General features: G+C 65.0%; 17 protein-coding genes. 7 read left to right on the top strand and 10 right to left on the bottom strand.

Translation table 11 applies throughout. The annotated features are described in order from the left end of the window. Positions 1-128: 128 nt before the first annotated feature. From QMX78_RS14685 to QMX78_RS14665, 5 genes are all read left to right on the top strand, one after another. Positions 129-620 carry a TPM domain-containing protein gene (locus tag QMX78_RS14685; protein ID WP_282270823.1) on the top strand — a complete coding sequence of 164 codons (492 nt, stop codon included), beginning with the start codon at positions 129-131 and terminating at the stop codon, positions 618-620. A 66-nt stretch (positions 621-686) separates the two neighbouring features. Continuing rightward, complete coding sequence (lgt, locus tag QMX78_RS14680; RefSeq protein WP_282270821.1) at positions 687-1,595, top strand: prolipoprotein diacylglyceryl transferase; 909 nt, start codon at positions 687-689, stop codon at positions 1,593-1,595. Continuing rightward, the gene (locus QMX78_RS14675) at positions 1,592-2,386 is read left to right on the top strand and encodes a thymidylate synthase (RefSeq protein ID WP_282270819.1); all 795 of its coding nucleotides are present in this window, start codon (positions 1,592-1,594) and stop codon (positions 2,384-2,386) included. The genes lgt and QMX78_RS14675 overlap by 4 nt, the downstream gene beginning before the upstream one ends. 72 nt (positions 2,387-2,458) lie before the next feature. Beyond that, positions 2,459-2,755 (top strand): hypothetical protein, encoded by a 297-nt coding sequence (locus QMX78_RS14670; RefSeq protein WP_282270818.1) that lies wholly within the window; start codon positions 2,459-2,461, stop codon positions 2,753-2,755. Then, positions 2,756-3,247 carry a dihydrofolate reductase gene (locus tag QMX78_RS14665; RefSeq protein ID WP_282270816.1) on the top strand — a complete coding sequence of 164 codons (492 nt, stop codon included), beginning with the start codon at positions 2,756-2,758 and terminating at the stop codon, positions 3,245-3,247. 230 nt (positions 3,248-3,477) lie between these two features. On the opposite strand, the gene QMX78_RS14660 is transcribed toward QMX78_RS14665, so the two are convergent. The 10 genes from QMX78_RS14660 to QMX78_RS14615 form a co-directional block, all read right to left on the bottom strand. Further along, on the bottom strand, positions 3,478-4,095 hold the full coding sequence (locus QMX78_RS14660) for a DUF1287 domain-containing protein (protein WP_282270825.1): 618 nt from the start codon (positions 4,093-4,095) through the stop codon (positions 3,478-3,480). 20 nt (positions 4,096-4,115) lie between these two features. Further along, positions 4,116-5,159, bottom strand: a complete 1,044-nt coding sequence (locus QMX78_RS14655) for a symmetrical bis(5'-nucleosyl)-tetraphosphatase (protein ID WP_282270813.1) — start codon at positions 5,157-5,159, stop codon at positions 4,116-4,118. Then, positions 5,159-5,542, bottom strand: coding sequence for a Co2+/Mg2+ efflux protein ApaG (apaG, locus tag QMX78_RS14650; protein WP_282270811.1), 384 nt, complete (start codon positions 5,540-5,542; stop codon positions 5,159-5,161). Before apaG ends, QMX78_RS14655 begins: the two co-directional genes overlap by 1 nt. Positions 5,543-5,591: 49 nt before the next feature. After that, positions 5,592-6,398 carry a 16S rRNA (adenine(1518)-N(6)/adenine(1519)-N(6))-dimethyltransferase RsmA gene (gene rsmA / locus QMX78_RS14645; protein ID WP_282270809.1) on the bottom strand — a complete coding sequence of 269 codons (807 nt, stop codon included), beginning with the start codon at positions 6,396-6,398 and terminating at the stop codon, positions 5,592-5,594. Continuing rightward, positions 6,395-7,375 carry a 4-hydroxythreonine-4-phosphate dehydrogenase PdxA gene (pdxA, locus tag QMX78_RS14640; RefSeq protein ID WP_282270808.1) on the bottom strand — a complete coding sequence of 327 codons (981 nt, stop codon included), beginning with the start codon at positions 7,373-7,375 and terminating at the stop codon, positions 6,395-6,397. The genes rsmA and pdxA overlap by 4 nt, the downstream gene beginning before the upstream one ends. A gap of 3 nt (positions 7,376-7,378) precedes the next feature. Next, positions 7,379-8,740, bottom strand: coding sequence for a peptidylprolyl isomerase (locus QMX78_RS14635; RefSeq protein WP_282270805.1), 1,362 nt, complete (start codon positions 8,738-8,740; stop codon positions 7,379-7,381). Further along, entirely contained in the window at positions 8,737-11,172 is a 2,436-nt protein-coding gene (lptD, locus tag QMX78_RS14630; protein WP_282270803.1) for an LPS-assembly protein LptD, read from the bottom strand. The genes QMX78_RS14635 and lptD overlap by 4 nt, the downstream gene beginning before the upstream one ends. Before the next feature lie 96 nt (positions 11,173-11,268). Next, positions 11,269-12,192 (bottom strand): histone deacetylase family protein, encoded by a 924-nt coding sequence (locus QMX78_RS14625; RefSeq protein ID WP_282270801.1) that lies wholly within the window; start codon positions 12,190-12,192, stop codon positions 11,269-11,271. Positions 12,193-12,249: 57 nt separating this feature from the next. Beyond that, the gene (locus QMX78_RS14620) at positions 12,250-12,804 is read right to left on the bottom strand and encodes a cob(I)yrinic acid a,c-diamide adenosyltransferase (RefSeq protein ID WP_282270799.1); all 555 of its coding nucleotides are present in this window, start codon (positions 12,802-12,804) and stop codon (positions 12,250-12,252) included. A 14-nt stretch (positions 12,805-12,818) separates the two neighbouring features. After that, complete coding sequence (locus QMX78_RS14615; RefSeq protein WP_282270797.1) at positions 12,819-13,400, bottom strand: hypothetical protein; 582 nt, start codon at positions 13,398-13,400, stop codon at positions 12,819-12,821. Positions 13,401-13,514: 114 nt separating this feature from the next. Here QMX78_RS14615 and ubiH point away from each other — a divergent pair, with 114 nt between their 5' ends. Both ubiH and QMX78_RS14605 read left to right on the top strand, forming a co-directional pair. Next, positions 13,515-14,726, top strand: coding sequence for a 2-octaprenyl-6-methoxyphenyl hydroxylase (gene ubiH / locus QMX78_RS14610; RefSeq protein WP_282270795.1), 1,212 nt, complete (start codon positions 13,515-13,517; stop codon positions 14,724-14,726). Further along, positions 14,723-15,901: a UbiH/UbiF family hydroxylase gene (locus QMX78_RS14605; RefSeq protein WP_282270793.1), complete on the top strand. Its 1,179-nt coding sequence runs from the start codon at positions 14,723-14,725 to the stop codon at positions 15,899-15,901. The genes ubiH and QMX78_RS14605 overlap by 4 nt, the downstream gene beginning before the upstream one ends. The last annotated feature ends 113 nt before the right edge of the window (positions 15,902-16,014 follow it).

Here is a 16,014-nt window from a genome sequence, read left to right as displayed (position 1 = left end):
GGCTGGGGCGGCGGAGGTGGCTTCGGTGGCGGTGGTTTTGGCGGAGGCGGTGGGGGCTTCGGTGGAGGCGGCGGTTGGGGCGGCGGTGGTGGACGTTCGGGAGGCGGTGGCGCCTCGGGGAGCTGGTGATGCGCTGGTTACGACATTTCTTTGCTCCCTCCGCGCATGCCGCATTCCCGGAGGCCAGCCTGGACCGGATCGCCCACGCCATTGCCGACGGCGAGCGCCTGCACAGCGGCCAGGTGATGTTCGCGGTCGAGTCCGACCTGCCGCTTGCCCTGCTGTGGAAGAACACCAGCCCCCGCGCCCGTGCCGAGCACGCCTTCGCGCTGCTGCGTACCTGGGACACCGAGGCCAACAATGGCGTGCTGATCTATCTGCTGCTGGCTGACCACGCCATCGAGATCGTCGCCGACCGTGGCCTGCAGGCGCGGGTGGATTCGGCGCAATGGCAGTTGATCTGTGACCACCTGCGCGAGCAGCTGAGCGGGAATACGCGCGAAGAGGCCGTGCTGGCTGCGGTTGCCGAAGTCTCGCAGCTGCTGTCAGCGCATTTCCCACCTGATCCGGCAGGGCGTACCCGCAACGAGTTACCTGACCGCCCGCAGGTGTTCGGCTGAAGCATGGGTTGAGTGGCAAGGGTCGCTACCCCGAGAATAGGGGCTGGTTTGCCTGACAGTGCCCGCATGCTCTTTCTCCATGACATAGATCCCATCGCTTTCTCGCTGGGGCCGATCGACGTGCACTGGTACGGCGTCATGTACCTGCTCGGCTTCGCCGCCGCCTGGTGGCTGGGCCGTTCCCGCATCCTCGCCGGGCGCTTGCCGGGCGTGGACATGAACGGCTTCTCCGATCTGCTGTTCTACGCGATGCTGGGCGTGGTGCTGGGCGGACGCATCGGCTACATGCTGTTCTACGCAACTGCCGACTTCCTCGCCAACCCGCTGATCCTGCTGCGGGTCTGGGAAGGTGGCATGAGCTTCCACGGTGGCCTGATCGGCGTGTTGATCGCTGGCTGGTGGTGGACGCGCAAGCACAAGCTGCATTTCTTCGACACCATCGACTTCGTTGCGCCGCTGGTGCCACTGGGTCTGGGTTTTGGTCGCTTGGGCAACTTCATTGGTGGCGAGCTGTACGGCAAGTTCACCAATGCCGGTTGGGGCGTGATCTTCCCGCATTCGCCGCTGAAGGATGTTCCGGCCGGATTGCCGGCGATGGAACAGCTGCTGTCGGCTGCGCAGATCCAGCAGGACTATGCTGCCGGCCTGCTCAGCCAGTACGCGCGCCATCCTTCGCAGTTGTATGAAGCACTGCTGGAAGGGCTGGTGATGTTCCTGGTGCTGTGGTTCTACTCGATGAAGCCGCGTCCGCGCTACGCCGTGTCCGGCCTGTTCGCACTGCTGTATGGGTGCTTCCGCTTCCTGATCGAGTTCGTGCGCATGCCCGACAACGGCGTGTATATCGCGTTTGACTGGTTGACCCGTGGCCAGATCCTGAGCCTGCCGTTGATCGTGCTGGGCTTGGTGTTGCTGGCAATGTCGCGCCGCGCGCCGGTGTTGCAGCCGGTGCTTCCACTGGAAGAGAAGAAGGCATGAAGCAATATCTGGATCTGCTGCAGCATGTGATGGAGCACGGCACCGAGAAGTCCGACCGCACCGGCACCGGCACGCGCAGCGTGTTCGGCTGGCAGATGCGCTTCGACCTCAACCAGGGCTTCCCGCTGGTCACCACCAAGAAACTGCACCTGCGCTCGATCATCCATGAGCTGCTGTGGTTCCTGAAGGGCGATACCAATATCGGTTACCTGAAGGACAACAAGGTCAACATCTGGGATGAGTGGGCCGATGCCAACGGCGACCTCGGCCCGGTCTACGGCAAGCAGTGGCGCAGCTGGGCCACCGCCGATGGCCGCGAGATCGACCAGATGCAATGGCTGGTGGACGAGATCAAGCGCAATCCGGATTCGCGCCGTTTGGTGGTCAGCGCCTGGAACGTCGGCGAGCTGTCGCAGATGGCGCTGATGCCCTGCCACAACCTGTTCCAGTTCTATGTGGTGGACGGCAAGCTCAGCTGCCAGCTGTACCAGCGCAGCGGCGACATCTTCCTCGGCGTGCCGTTCAACATCGCCAGCTATGCGTTGCTGACGCATATGGTGGCGCAGGCGACCGGACTGGGCGTTGGCGATTTCGTGCACACGCTGGGCGACGCGCACATCTATTCCAACCATTACGAGCAGGCACGCGAGCAGCTGTCGCGCGAACCGCGCGCGCTGCCCACGCTGTGGTTGAACCCGGACGTGACCGACCTGTTCGGCTTCCAGTTCGAGGACATCCGCATCGACGGCTACGACCCGCATCCGGCAATCAAGGCGCCGGTGGCGGTGTGAATCTTAAGCTGTTCTCATCCCATGCGACTGGAGCACATTAAGTTTGTGGCTCCATAGTGAGGATCTGTTGTCATGGCGATTGAGAAGTACTCCCTAAAAGCTCAAGAGAAATTTGCTGATTATTTGTTCACCGTCGCTGGCGCTACGACAGGAAGTCTGGTCCTGACGATCCTGCTTGCTCCTTTAGGGTACGTCGCGGGGGCCTTGATGAAAGGAGAGCAACTGTCTCTAGGCTTTTTCTCGGAGGTCACGCCAACTTGGACTGTGGCGGCTTTCTTGGGTTTGTACGTGTTGGTGATAGCACTCGTAGTTGCATTGCAGAACAATGCGATGAAGATATACACGCGGATTTTTCCCGATGGCGATTGAATGAAGACTTCACTTATCGCTGCACTGGATCGCAATCGTGGTATTGGTCATGACAACGCGATGCCGTGGCATCTGCCGGATGACTTCAAGCACTTCAAGGCGTTGACCCTCGGCAAGCCGATCCTGATGGGCCGCAAGACTGCCGAGTCGCTGGGTCGCGCGCTGCCGGGGCGGACCAACCTGGTGTTGACCCGTAGCGGCCAGGTACCGTTTGCCGGCATGCGTGCGGTGGCTTCGTTGGATGAGGCGCGGACGATCGCTGCGGGCGAGGGCGCCGACGAGTTGTGCGTGATTGGTGGTGGTGAGATCTATCGGCTGTTGTTGGATCAGGCCACTGATCTGCATCTGACCTGGGTGGATACCGAGGTGAACGCCGATACGCATTTCCCGGAAGTGGATCCGGCGCTGTGGCGGGAAGTGGATAGCCAAGCGCATGCAGCAGATGAGCGGCATGCGTTTGCGTTCCGGTTCGTGCATTACGTGCGGCGTTGAGTTGTTTTGAAACTCGAAAGCTAAAAGCTACGAAGCTACCCCTCCCCAACCCTCCCCTGGGCTACGCCAAAGGGAGGGGGTAACAGCCTTGGCTACGCGGAATGGTGCAGCCGGAGAGATCAGCTCCCTCCCTTTGGCGCAGCCAAGGGGAGGGTTGGGGAGGGGTAGCTCTTTGCCCTTTGCCCTTTAGCACGTTGCACAAGGCTTCTGGAGCCTCCCACCAGAGCCAATCACCCCGGCATCCGGTAATGCCCGATGATCGTGTGCCGGAACAACAGATCCTGCTCCTGCGTGCCTTGGGCGATGTTGTGCAGCACCAGCGGGGTGCCGTCGTCCAGGCGCTGATCTGAAACGATGCCTACGTGCAGCAGGCCGTTGCCATTGAGCTTCCACGCCACGATGTCGCCGGCGGCGTAGTCATCGGCGACGGTACTTATCGGTAACTCCCAGCCTTGCCGCTGGAACCAGCGCATCTGGTTGGGGACGCGGCGGTGGTCGATGTTCCGATCCGTGCGGGAAAGACCCCACAGCTGCGGGTAGGCAGCGAAATCCCCGCGCATGTCCTCGTGGATGCGCTGCTGCAGGTCAACGCCTTGCATGCGCAGTGCGCGGATCACCACGTCGGTGCAGACACCACGATCAAGCGGCGGATCGCCGTTCGGGTAGGTCAGCGAGAAATAGGCGGGATCGTAGCGGGTGGTGACACCGATCTGTGCCCGTGCGGCCGCAACCAGCGCAGGGGAGATGACTTGCGGCGCGGCTTCATTGGCCGCCTGCGGCGGTAGGCTTGCCTCGCTGCCGTTGGGCTGCGGACGACAGCCCGCAAGCAGTGCAATGGCCATCAGCATCAGCGCCGATGGCCAGGCCCTCAAGCAGCCGGCCCGTTGTTGTCCGGTGTGGGCGTGCTGTTGTTACCGTTGCCATTGCCATTGCGCCCACGAGGACGATGACGGCGCGGGCGTCGGCGTTGTTCGCCGCTGCGGTCGGTGCGCTGAGCTTCGCCGCGGGGTTCGGGCTTGGACTCGGGCTTGGCGTCCACCTTGGCTTCCACACGCGGTTTGCGCGGCGGGTGCTGGCCCGGCACCGGTGCGGGCACGTCGCGGCCCGGTACCTGCACCACGCGCAGGTCTTCGCTGTCCAACTGCAGCGCGGTGAGCTTGCCACCCCAGACTGCGCCGGTATCGATCGCATGCACGCCCTGGGTGATGGTCAGGCCCAGGGCTGACCAATGGCCGCAGACCATCTTCAGTTCGCGCTCGACCCTGCCAGGCACTTCAAACCACGGGTACATGCCTTGCGGCTGGGTGCCCGGGGTGCCCTTGTCTTCCATGCCGATGCGCCCGCTTGGGGTGCAGTAACGCATGCGAGTGAAGATGTTGATGATCGCGCGCGAGCGGTCGTAGCCGCTCAGGCCCGGCGACCATGCTGGCTTGTCGCCATACATGTTGCGGAACAGCTTGCGGTAGCCGTTGCCGTGCAGTTGCAGCTCGACTTCGCGCGCGTGCTTTTCGGCCAGTGCCACGGTCCACTTCGGTGCCAGGCCGGCATGGAACATCATCCAGCCCAGCTCACGGTCGACGTGGGCCAGCTTCTGCATGCGCAGCCAGTCCAGCAATACGTCACGGTCCTCGGCCAGCACGATGCGCTGCAGGTCGGGGTTGACCTTGCGCTGCTCCTCTTCGCTGCGGGCGCCAATGGCCAGCAGGGACAGGTCGTGGTTGCCGAGCACGGTGACGCTGTGTTCGCGCAGTGAATGCACAAGCCGCAGTGTTTCCAGCGACTGGCCGCCACGGTTGACCAGATCGCCGGCGAACCACAGTTTGTCTGCAGCCGGATCGAAGTTGATCTTCTCCAGCAAACGCTGGGTAACGTCGTAGCAGCCCTGCAGGTCGCCAATTGCCCAGGTCGCCATCAGTGCAGCGTCCTTGGGATGGCGAGCACGAACGGCGCGATCGGTGCGGCGAACTCGGTGCCGTCGTCGGCGATCATGTCGTAGTGGCCTTGCATGGTGCCGTGCTCGGTGCCGAGCATTACCCCGGAGGTATAGCGGAACTCTTCACCGGGGCGCAGCCTTGGCTGCTCGCCGACCACGCCATCGCCATCGACGGTCTCGACCCGGCCTTCGCCGTCGGTGATGCGCCAGTGGCGGCTGATCAGCCGCGCCGGCATGGTGCCGCGATTGTGGATGCGGATCGTGTAGGCGAACGCAAAGCGGCCGTCTTCAGGGGCCGACTGGTCGTCGATGAAACGAGGCGAGACCTCGATCTCGATCGCGTAGTGGCGGTTGTCTTCCATGGGAGGAGTGTAAGCAAAAGCAGGTGATCGGTTTGCGTGTTTGCAGCGCTTATTCGTGCGGCAGGTTGGCAAGCCTGATGAAATCGGCAACTTCCAGCTGCTCGGCGCGGGCATCACTGCGTACGCCGGCGGCTTCGAACTGAGCCTGGTCGATGACGCCATTGAGGGCGTTACGCAGGGTTTTGCGGCGCTGGCCGAAGGCGGCGCGGACCACGTCGGCGAAGCGTTTGCGGTCGTTGATGCCGATGCTGGCGGGGTCGCGCGGGATCAACCGGACCACGGCCGAGTCCACCTTCGGCGGCGGCCGGAAAGCGCCCGGCGGCACCACGAACAAGGCCCGCACCTCACAGAACGCCTGCAACATCACGCTCAGCCGGCCGTAAACCTTGCTGCCGGGGCCGGCGGCCATGCGATCGACCACCTCCTTCTGCAGCATGAAGGTCATGTCCGAGATCGCCGCGGCATGGTCCAGCGCGTGGAACAGGATCGGCGAGGAGATGTTGTAGGGCAGGTTGCCGACCAGGCGGATGCTGGAGCCGGCGGCCAGCTCGGTGAAATCCACCCGCAGCACGTCGCTGTGGACGATGGTCAGCTCGCCCAGCGGCGCGGCAGCTTCGGTCAGCGGCGCGATCAGGTCGCGATCGAACTCGATGACGGTCAGCTTGGGATGGCGGCGCAGCAGCGGGAAGGTGATGGCACCCTGGCCCGGGCCGATCTCGACCAGGCGGTCGTCACCCTTCGGGTCGACCGCCATGACGATCTTCTCGACGTAATACTTGTCCGCCAGGAAGTGCTGGCCGAGCTGCTTCTTGGCCGGAGCGGTGAAGCCCGTGCGCGGGGAATGATCTGAATTCATGTGCTGATTTTACGTTGTGCAGCCAGCTGCGCGCATAACGCCGTGGCCGCAAACAGGCTGGAGGGGTCGGCCACGCCCTTGCCGGCGAGGTCCAGGGCGGTGCCGTGGTCCACCGCGACACGCGGGTAGGGCAGGCCCAGGGTGATATTGGTGGCCTGCTCGAAGCCGCTGTATTTGAGCACCGGCAGGCCCTGGTCGTGGTACATCGCCAGCACCGCGTCGAAACCGGCCAGCTTGGCTGGCAGGAAGGCGGTGTCGGCGGGCAATGGGCCGATCAGGTTCAGCCCTTCGCCACGCATCTGCTCGAGCAGCGGGATGATCAGGTCCAGCTCTTCACGGCCGAGATGGCCATCTTCGCCGGCATGTGGGTTGAGCCCGAGCACGGCAATGCGCGGCTGCGCCAGGCCGAAATCGCGGCGCAGTGCCGCATCGGTGGTGCCGATGACCTTGCGCAGGCTCTCTGCGCTGATGGCGTCGGCGACGTCGCGCAGCGGCAGGTGGGTGGTTGCCAGGGCCACGCGCACGATGTCATTGGCCAGCATCATCACCACTTCGACGCCGGCCTGGTTGGCCAGCAGCTCGGTGGTGCCGCTATAGGCGATGCCGCCCTGGTTGATCACCGCCTTGTGCACCGGTCCGGTGACCACGCCATCGAGGCTGTCGTCCAGGCAGGCCTGGCCGGCGCCGAGCAGGGCATCGATCACCGCGTGCGCATTGCGCGGATCGGCATGGCCGAACTGCGAAGGGGCGGCGTTGCGGACCTCGCGCAGGCGCAGGTCGCCGGGACGGCTTGTTTCGGCGTGTTCGGGGAGTAATTGCAGCGGCAGGTTCAGCGCGCTGGCGGCGGCCCGCAGTGTATCGGGGTCCGCAAACGCCAACAGCCGGCAGTCACTGCGCGGCTGTTGGGCAAGGCGAATGCAGAGTTCCGGGCCGATCCCGGAGGGCTCGCCCGGAACCAGAGCGAGCTGGGCAGCCATGGATCAGGGCTTGGCCGGTTCTGCCGGGGTGGTTGCCGTGTCGGCATTGCCCTCGGCGCGGTCACCGCTGCGGAAGCTGACGTAGGCTTCGCCACGCAGTTCCTGCAGGAAGCGGTTGTACTCGTCGTCCAGCTTGCGGCGGCCGATCTGTTCACGGATCTGGGCGCGCTTGTTGTTGTCGCTCACGTCGGTCTGGCGGGTGGCCACGCGCTGGACGATGTGCCAGCCGGCGTCGGTGCGGAACGGGCTGCCGACGCCGTTGTCGCTCAGGCTTTCCACCTGCTTGCCGAAGTCCGGGCCGAAGGCATCGGCCGGGAACCAGCCCAGGTCACCGCCCTGGCCGCGGCTGTTGGTGTCGTCGGAAGACTCCTTGGCCACGGCCTGGAAGTCGGCACCGCCCGCGATGCGTGCACGCAGGGTCTCGATCTTGGCCTTTGCGGCCGCGTCGTCGACCTGGTCGGTGACGCGCACCAGGATGTGGCGGGCGTGGTACTCGGTGACCTTCTGGCCACTGTCGCCAGCGCCGCCGGCATCACGGGTCTCGACCAGCTTGAGCAGCTGGAAGCCGCTCGGGCCGCGGATCGGGCCGAGCACGTCGCCGGCCTTCATGTTCTTGATCTGGTTGGCGAACGCGCTGGGGATTTCGTCGGCGCTGCGCCAGCCCAGGTCACCGCCTTCCAATGCGTTGGGGCTGTCCGAGTAACGGACGGCAGCCGCGGAGAAGTCCAGTTCGCCCTTGTCGAGCAGGCCCTTGACGCCGTCAACCTTGCTCTGGCCGGTGGCGATCTGCTCGGCAGTCGCGCCTTCGGGCAGGGCAATCAGGATGTGTGCCAGGTGGAACTGGGCACCGCCGGCGTTTTCCTGCGCCAGTGCGGCATCCACTTCACCTTCGCTGACGCTGATGCGACTCTGCGCGAAGCTCTGGCGCAGGCGCTGGGTGGTGATTTCCTCGCGCACCGAGTTGCGGAAGTCGGAGAAACCAATGCCGTCCTGGCTCAGGCGCTGGCGCAGGCCGTCAACGCTGGTGCCGTTCTGCTGGGCAATGCTGCCGATGGCGTGGTTGAGTTCTTCATCGCTGACGCGGATGCCGCTGCCATCGGCGCGGGCTACCTGCAGTTTCACCAGTACCAGACGCTCCAGTACCTGCCGTTCCAGTACGGATTCGGGTGGCAGCTGAGCCTCACGGCCAGCGTACTGGCCCTTGATGTTGGCGACCGCACGCTGCAGTTCGCTCTGCAGGATGACGTCCTCGTCGACGATGGCGGCAATGCGATCCAGCGGTTGCGTCTGCTGCGCAACAGCCGGGGCGGCAACGCCGGAGAACGCCAGCAAGGTGGCGAGGACTGCAGGAAGGGTCTTGGTCATGGAATCTGGTTGGGATCGTAGTCGTCGTCGTTCGCTTCGATGTTGCTGGGCGGAACGAGGTAGAGGTCGTCTCGGTTGTAGCCGAGAATAGCACGGCGCAAGGTGCGGTCCGTGTTCTGTCCAACCGAGCTCAGGCCCTTGAGCACGAACTCGATCTGGAACGAATTGTTGAGGTCACCTTCGCGGTTTCTGACGTAGCGGCGGGCCAGCGCACGTACTGCCAGGCAGCAGCTGTCCCACTGTACGCCGCCGATGATCTCCAGCGGCTTGCTGTCGACCATCGAGTAGTAATAGCGGCCGACGACGCTCCAGCGCGGGTTGATCGGGTACAGGAAGGAGAAGTCAGCCTGCTTGAGCTGCTCCTGACCGGTGGTCGGGTTGCCGCGATAGCGGTAGGTCAGGTTGATCACGCCATCTTCGGGCAGCAGGTAACGCGCACGCACGCTGGCCAGATCTTCCTTGCGGAACTTTGGATTCCACTGATAAGTGGTGCCGAGGGTCCAGCGGTCGGTCATTGCCCAGTTGACGTCGGCCACCCAGGCGGATTTGCTTTCGCTCACCACCGGGTCGCCGGGGTTCACGGTAACCCGCGAGTCTTCGAAATAGCTGATCTGGCCAATGCTGGCCGACAGCTTTTCGCGACCGTCCTCCTGGCGGATCAGGCGGGTGGTCAGTGCCGTGGTCAGCTGGTTGGCATCGTTCTGGCGGTCGGCGCCGGTGAAGCGCGAGTCGCGGAACAGCTGGCCCCAGCTGAAGGTGAAGGCGCGGGTGTCGAGCAGCGGCAGGTCCGACTGGTCGCGGTACGGCGTGTTCAGGTAGAACAGCCGGGGTTCCAGCGTATGCAGGTAGGACTTGCCTTTGAGGGTGGCCTCGCGATCGAAGAACAGGCCCATGTCGATGCTGGCAATGGGCAGGCTGCGGTGGGGCGAGGTGTTGCCGCGCAGCTGGTCGGGGGTAGCCGTGGCTGGGTTGATGCCGGCGGCACGCAATTGCTGGGCGCGGATGTCGTCGGCCAGGCCGCGTTCCAGGTCATAGGCGGTGTAGCGCCAGGCCAGGGTCGGGGTGATGTACCAGGCTGCGCCGCCGAGCGGCATGGAGACATAAGGCTTGATGTCCAGCCGCGAGCCGCCAAACATCCGGGTGACTTCACCGGTGCGGACATATTCACCATCTGCATCCACTGTCTTGAGGTGGATGTCATCGTGAGTGAAGCGCACCGCTTCAGCATACACGCCGGCCTCGAACCAGTGGCCGAAGCTCTCATCCCAGGTGGCGAACAGACGCGGCTGGCGGCTGTACGGCAGGGACCTTTCGGTCAGCGTGTAATCGGTCAACTGCCATTCGTCGGCCATGATGCCGGCGGTCCAGGTACGGCCGGTGCCATACAGGCCAGCCGTGCTCTGCATGTTGGAGGAGGTGATGCCGTTCAGGCGGTTGGAAAAGTCTTCGACGTAACGCTCGTCGCTGACCCATGCCAGGTTGGCGCGGGCCTGCCAGTTCTTGTTGATGTTGTGATAGCCCCGGTACGACAGACTGCCGCGATCGCGGTCGCGCAATGTGTCGTTTGCCATATAGGTGGTATCCAACTGACCACGGCCGCCGGAATACAGGTAGCGGAACTCGTTTTCGAGCATCAGTCCGCGCTTGCTCATGTAGCGCGGGGTCAGCGTGTCGTCGTAGTTCGGCGCCAGATTGAAGTAGATCGGCTGCGCGTAATCAAAGCCATTGCGTCCGGACAGGCTGATCTTGGGATAGAGCAGGCCGGTCATGCGGCGGTCGTCGATCGGGAACTTGAAATAGGGCATGTACAGCACGGGTAGCTTGCCCACGCGCAGCACGGCGTTGCGGGCGGTGCCGAAGCCTTCTTCACTGTCGACATCGATCTGCGGTGCCACCAGTTTCCAGACCGGCTGCGAGGGATCGCAGGTGGTGTAGCTGGAGTGGTGCATCTGCCCGGTAGCGCCCTGCAGGTCGACCGAGTCGGCCGAACCGTTGCCGCGACGGGAAACCAGTTGGTAACGGATATCGCTGATCTTGTGCGAGTCCGTTTCCTGGTTGCCTTCGGCACGCTCGGCGACCATCCGGATCGACGAATCCGAATAGCGGACATTGCCTTCAGCGATGTAATTACCGCTTTCGGTATCCAATCGCAGGCTGTCGGCGCCCATGAACTGGTCGCCACGCTTGAGCAGGACATTGCCTTGGTATTGCGGGACGGCGCTGGTGCCAGTGAGTTCGTTGCCCTCGATGTCGGTAGGCAACTGCTCGCGGTTGGCCGCTGCAGCGGGATCTGCCGGCGGTGCCTCGTCAAAGGCGGGGAGCGTGTCGGTAGCCGGGCACAGGCCCCAGTTCACCGGCTTATCGTCGGCCCAGGCGGGCAGGCAGATGGCAATGCCCAAGGGCAGGGGAAGCAGGCGGAGAGCTTTGCGCACGCGGTTCGCATTCGGGGGAAAACGGCCGCTAGCTTGCCGCATCGTCTGCATGGGGGCAATGAAAGCCTGCCGGATGGGCCGGGCAGGGTTCATCCATCAACGGCTTGCGAGCAGTTCCTGGACGTGGGCGACGCTGCATTCGCGCAGGGCCTGCAGGTCGTAGCCGCCTTCCAGCATCGATACCACCCGGCCGCTGGCGTGGCGTTGGGCGAGCTTGACCAGCTCGGCGGTCAGCCAGCCGAAGTCCTCGGTTTCGACCATCAGATCGGCCTGTGGATCGCGCATATGCGCATCGAAACCAGCCGAAATGAACAGCAACTGTGGCCGGAATGCCTCGATCTGCGGCAGCATCTCGTCGGCCCAGGTGTTACGGAAGCGGAACCCGCCGCTGCCCGGGGGCAGCAGGATGTTGCAGATATTGCCGACCCCGCGCTCGCGCATGTTGCCCGAATACGGAAACAGGCCCGACTGGTGGCTGCTGTAGTAGGCGATCTTGGGGTCGGTCTCGAAGATGGCCTGGGTGCCATTGCCGTGGTGGACGTCGAAATCGACGATGGCGATGCGCTCCAGGCCGTACTTGTCGCGGGCATAGGCCGCCGCCACGGCGATGTTGTTGAACAGGCAGAAGCCCATCGCGGTATCGGCAGTGGCGTGGTGACCGGGCGGTCGTACCGCGCAGAACACGTGCTTGTTGCCTTCTTCCAGCATCACCGCGTCGACCGCGGCGACGCCGGCACCGGCCGCATGCAGGGCCGCGCTGGCTGAACCGGGCGAACTGAAGGTGTCCAGGTCAATACGCCGCAGTGGCGCGGTCTGCTGCTGCAGTACCGAATCGATCAGCTCACGGGTATGCACCCGGGCCAGTTCGCCGAGCTTGGCCGGCGGCGCATTGCGCCATTCCAGCTGGTCCGGGAACTCGGCGCGCAGGGCTGAGATGACGGCATGCAGGCGCTCCGGCGACTCGGGGTGATCGATGCCGGGGTCATGTTCAAGGCAGGCAGGGTGGGTGAATACCAGCATGGCCGCACTGTAACCGTCGACGCCGCGCGCTGCGCGGCGTCGTATGGGAGGAGAGGATCAGCCGTGACGGCGTTCGTGGTTCCACAGTACTTCGCCATGGCCACCGGCCCGGGCAAGTACGCGGGACAACACGAACAACAGGTCGGACAGGCGGTTCAGGTAGCGCACCGCCTCGGCTCGGATGTCTTCGACGCGGGCCAAGGCCACGGTTTCACGCTCGGCACGGCGGACGATGGTGCGGGCCAGATGGCAACGTGCCGCGCCCTCACCACCGGCTGGCAGGATGAAATCCTTCAACGGCGGCAGGTCGTCGTTGTAGCGGTCCAGGTGCTGCTCCAGCGCGTCGATGTCGGCGCCGTGGATGGCGGCGTGGCCGGGGATGCAGAGCTCGCCGCCGAGGTCGAACAACTGGTGCTGGATGGTGGTCAGCAGCGTGCGCACGTCCTCGGGCAGGTCCACGGCCAACAGCACACCAATGGCCGAGTTGGCCTCGTCGACGGTGCCGTAGGCGTTGACCCGCAGCGAATCCTTGCCGGTGCGGCTGCCATCACCCAGACCGGTGCTGCCATCGTCGCCGGTGCGGGTGTAGATCTTGGAAAGGCGGTTACCCATTGCCTGGCGTGCCCTTAGTGGGCAACGCGGCCAGCGGCCGGCTGCTTGCTGACGGCTTCAGCCACAACCTGCACCAGCGCGGCAGCACCGATGTACATGGCGGCGCTCTGCATGTACGGCAGCAGCCAGTCGCTGTAGTTCTTGGCCCAACCGGCGAAGGTCGGCTCGGCGACCGAGGCGCTGATCCAGTAGAAGCTGCCCTGGGCGATCAGGTGGCACAGCGCGACCGAACCGATCACGGTGGCGGCCAGCATGGCCAGCGACTTGAGGTTGGCGCTGCGGTAATAGCGACGCAGCAGCATGCCGCCGGTCCACATCGCGAAGTAGGCCGGGATCAGCATCCAGTAAGCGGCCGACACGCAGTAGTGCTGCCAGAAGCTCATGCCCTGGTTGGAGATCACCACCCAGTCAACCACCACCGCCAGGGCCATCAGCAGCGGGAACGCCCAGCGGGTCCAGGTGCGCAGGTAGAAACCACCAATGAAGAACACCGCCCACGAGGCATCCGGAACCGGCGCGAAGTGGTTGAGGCGGGTGCCGGCCATCAGCAGCACGAGCAGGGACAGGATGATGGCGCGTTGGGCGTTGGCGGTCATGGTGGCGGTTTCCGTTAATCAGACGGCCATTCTAGCCGCAGTGGGGGTGAACCGGCGGTTGCGCTGCGGCATGGGGCGGCGACCGGGCGGGTGAAGCCCCGTTATCATTGGTCCATGAGCAAGAACCATGACGTAGTGATCGTCGGTGGCGGGCTGGTTGGTGCCAGCCTGGCCATCGCATTGGACCGGCTGGGGCTGGATGTAGGGCTGGTCGAGGCGACCCCGGGGGGCGCGCTGCCGGCGGTGTTCGACCAGCGCAACCTCAGCTTTGCCGCCGCCACGATCAATGCGCTGACTGCGCTGGGGGTGATGCAGAAGCTGGCCAACCCCGGCGGCCCGATCCGCCGCATCCACGTCAGCCGTGCCGGTGATTTTGGCCGGGTGCTGATGCAGGCGGCCGATTACGGGCGTGAGGCGTTCGGACAGGTGGTGGTGGCGCGCGACTTTGGCGACGCGCTGGAAGCGCGCCTTGGCGAGTTGCAGCAGCTGACCCGCTATCGCCCGGCGAAGTTTGTCGGCCTGGGGGCGTGCACCGATGGCCGCCGCGAGGTGTTCATTGTCGATGACGCTGGCGAACAGCGCCTGCAGGCGCGGCTGGTGGTGGGCGCCGATGGCACCCGCAGCGCGGTTCGGCAGGCGCTGGGGATCGACGTCAGCGAACACGATTACCAGCAGACCCTGTTCGTGGCGCGGCTGCGCGCGGCCAAGGCACCGGACGGCTGCGCCTATGAGCGCTTCACCGATACCGGCCCGACCGCATTGCTACCGCGTGGCGACCGCCACTACGGCGTGGTCCACGGCGTCGCTCGCGAAGAGGCTGACGCGGTGATGGCACTGGACGACGCGGCGTGGCTGGCGCGGCTGCAGGAGGCGGTGGGCTGGCGCGCCGGGCGGTTGCTGGAAAGCGGCCCGCGCAGCGCCTATCCGCTGATCCAGGTATTGGCGCAGAAGCTGGTTGGCGAGCGCGCGCTGCTGCTGGGCAATGCCGCGCAGACCATCCACCCGCTGGGTGCGCAGGGTTTCAACCTCGGTCTGCGTGATGCGCTGACCCTGGCCGAGCTGATTGGCGACGCCGCACAGGACCCGGGGAGTGAGGATCTGCTGCAGGCCTATGTGGCGCGACGCGGCCCGGACCGCGAGCAGACGTTGGCGTTCTCCGATGGGCTTGCCCGTTTGACCAGCAATGCCACACCGCTGATACGCCCGTTGCGCAGCCTGGGTTTTGTTGCTGCGGCGCAAGCGCCGGCCGTGCAGTCCTTCCTGGTCGGCGGCGCGATGGGCTTCCGCGGGCAGGTGCCCGAGCTGTGCAGGAGTGAAGCACGATGAGCCGGCGCGGACAGTGGGATGCGGTAATCGTCGGCGGTGGCGTGGTTGGCGCGGCCTGTGCGCTGGCGCTGGCCGGGGAAGGTCTGCAGGTAGCGATGGTGGAAGGCCGCGAGCCACCGCCGTGGTCGCCACAGAAGCCGGACCTGCGTGTGTTCGCGTTTGCCGCCGATAACGCTGCCTTGCTGGAATCGCTGGGCGTGTGGAAGCAGGTGGATCAGGCCCGTGCCCGCGCGTATCGGCGCATGCGGGTGTGGGATGCCGGTGGTGGTGGCGATCTGACCTTCGATGCCGACACGCTTGGCCGCCGCGAGCTGGGCTGGATTGTCGAGAACGGCCTGCTGGTGGATCGGCTGTGGGCCGCATTGCCGGCTGCCGGGGTGCAGCTGTATTGCCCGGCGCGGGTGGAAGCGATGGAGCAGGATGCGCATGGCGTGCGCCTGCGCCTGGATGACGGCCGTCGGGTCGAGGCCTCGATCGCGATTGCCGCCGATGGCGCCGAATCCACCCTGCGTACCTTGGCAGGCTTGGATGTCAGCCGACATGATTACGGCCAGCGCGGGGTGGTCGCCTATGTGGACAGCGCGCTGCCGAACGAAGACACCGCCTGGCAGCGTTTCCTCGATACCGGCCCGTTGGCGGTGCTGCCGTTCGACCGCAACCGCAGCTCCATTGTCTGGACCTTGCCGGATGCCGAAGCCGAGCGCGTGCTGGCCCTGGATGAGGGCAGCTTCAACCGTGAGCTGACCAATGCGTTTGCCGGGCGCTTGGGTGAGATGCGTTTGGTCTCGGCGCGCGCGGCCTTCCCGCTGCGCCGGCAGTTGGCCACCGCCTATGTGGCGGGGCGCGTACTGACGTTGGGTGATGCCGCGCACGTGGTGCATCCGCTGGCCGGGCAGGGCGTGAACCTGGGGCTGCGTGATGTCGCCGGCCTGCGTGATCTTGTGCGCGAAGCCAGGCAGCGTCGGCAGGACTGGAGCTCGCCACACCGCCTGCAGCGCTGGGCGCGTACCCGGCGCAGCGAGAACACGGTGGCTGCTTACAGCTTCGATGCGATCAACAAGGTGTTCTCCAACGATGAGATGCACCTGACCCTGGCGCGTGGCGCGCTATTGGGCCTGGCGGGCAGGATGCCGCCGTTGATGTCGGTGTTCTGGAAGCGCGCCTCGGGCCTGTAGGCAAGCTAGTGCCGGGCCATGCTCGGCAAGAGGCTTTACCAGCAATGCCAGTGTAGTGCCGAGCCATGCTCGGCAAGGGGCGTTACCGGTAAAGCCCTTGCCGAGCATGGCTC

Origin of the sequence: Stenotrophomonas sp. PS02298, from assembly GCF_029959445.1 — a bacterium.
Classification (GTDB): domain Bacteria; phylum Pseudomonadota; class Gammaproteobacteria; order Xanthomonadales; family Xanthomonadaceae; genus Stenotrophomonas.
Note: the sequence above shows the minus strand (reverse complement) of the source record. Positions and strands in the feature narration are given on the sequence as shown.

Bases quoted from the DNA above. Each gene is read 5' to 3' on its own strand.
- QMX78_RS14685 (WP_282270823.1), top strand. From the start codon at position 129: ATGCGCTGGTTACGACATTTCTTTGCTCCCTCCGCGCATGCCGCATTC.
- lgt (WP_282270821.1), top strand. From the start codon at position 687: ATGCTCTTTCTCCATGACATAGATCCCATCGCTTTCTCGCTGGGGCCG.
- QMX78_RS14675 (WP_282270819.1), top strand. From the start codon at position 1,592: ATGAAGCAATATCTGGATCTGCTGCAGCATGTGATGGAGCACGGCACC.
- QMX78_RS14670 (WP_282270818.1), top strand. From the start codon at position 2,459: ATGGCGATTGAGAAGTACTCCCTAAAAGCTCAAGAGAAATTTGCTGAT.
- QMX78_RS14665 (WP_282270816.1), top strand. From the start codon at position 2,756: ATGAAGACTTCACTTATCGCTGCACTGGATCGCAATCGTGGTATTGGT.
- QMX78_RS14660 (WP_282270825.1), bottom strand. From the start codon at position 4,095: ATGCTGATGGCCATTGCACTGCTTGCGGGCTGTCGTCCGCAGCCCAAC.
- QMX78_RS14655 (WP_282270813.1), bottom strand. From the start codon at position 5,159: ATGGCGACCTGGGCAATTGGCGACCTGCAGGGCTGCTACGACGTTACC.
- apaG (WP_282270811.1), bottom strand. From the start codon at position 5,542: ATGGAAGACAACCGCCACTACGCGATCGAGATCGAGGTCTCGCCTCGT.
- rsmA (WP_282270809.1), bottom strand. From the start codon at position 6,398: ATGAATTCAGATCATTCCCCGCGCACGGGCTTCACCGCTCCGGCCAAG.
- pdxA (WP_282270808.1), bottom strand. From the start codon at position 7,375: ATGGCTGCCCAGCTCGCTCTGGTTCCGGGCGAGCCCTCCGGGATCGGC.
- QMX78_RS14635 (WP_282270805.1), bottom strand. From the start codon at position 8,740: ATGACCAAGACCCTTCCTGCAGTCCTCGCCACCTTGCTGGCGTTCTCC.
- QMX78_RS14625 (WP_282270801.1), bottom strand. From the start codon at position 12,192: ATGCTGGTATTCACCCACCCTGCCTGCCTTGAACATGACCCCGGCATC.
- QMX78_RS14620 (WP_282270799.1), bottom strand. From the start codon at position 12,804: ATGGGTAACCGCCTTTCCAAGATCTACACCCGCACCGGCGACGATGGC.
- QMX78_RS14615 (WP_282270797.1), bottom strand. From the start codon at position 13,400: ATGACCGCCAACGCCCAACGCGCCATCATCCTGTCCCTGCTCGTGCTG.
- ubiH (WP_282270795.1), top strand. From the start codon at position 13,515: ATGAGCAAGAACCATGACGTAGTGATCGTCGGTGGCGGGCTGGTTGGT.
- QMX78_RS14605 (WP_282270793.1), top strand. From the start codon at position 14,723: ATGAGCCGGCGCGGACAGTGGGATGCGGTAATCGTCGGCGGTGGCGTG.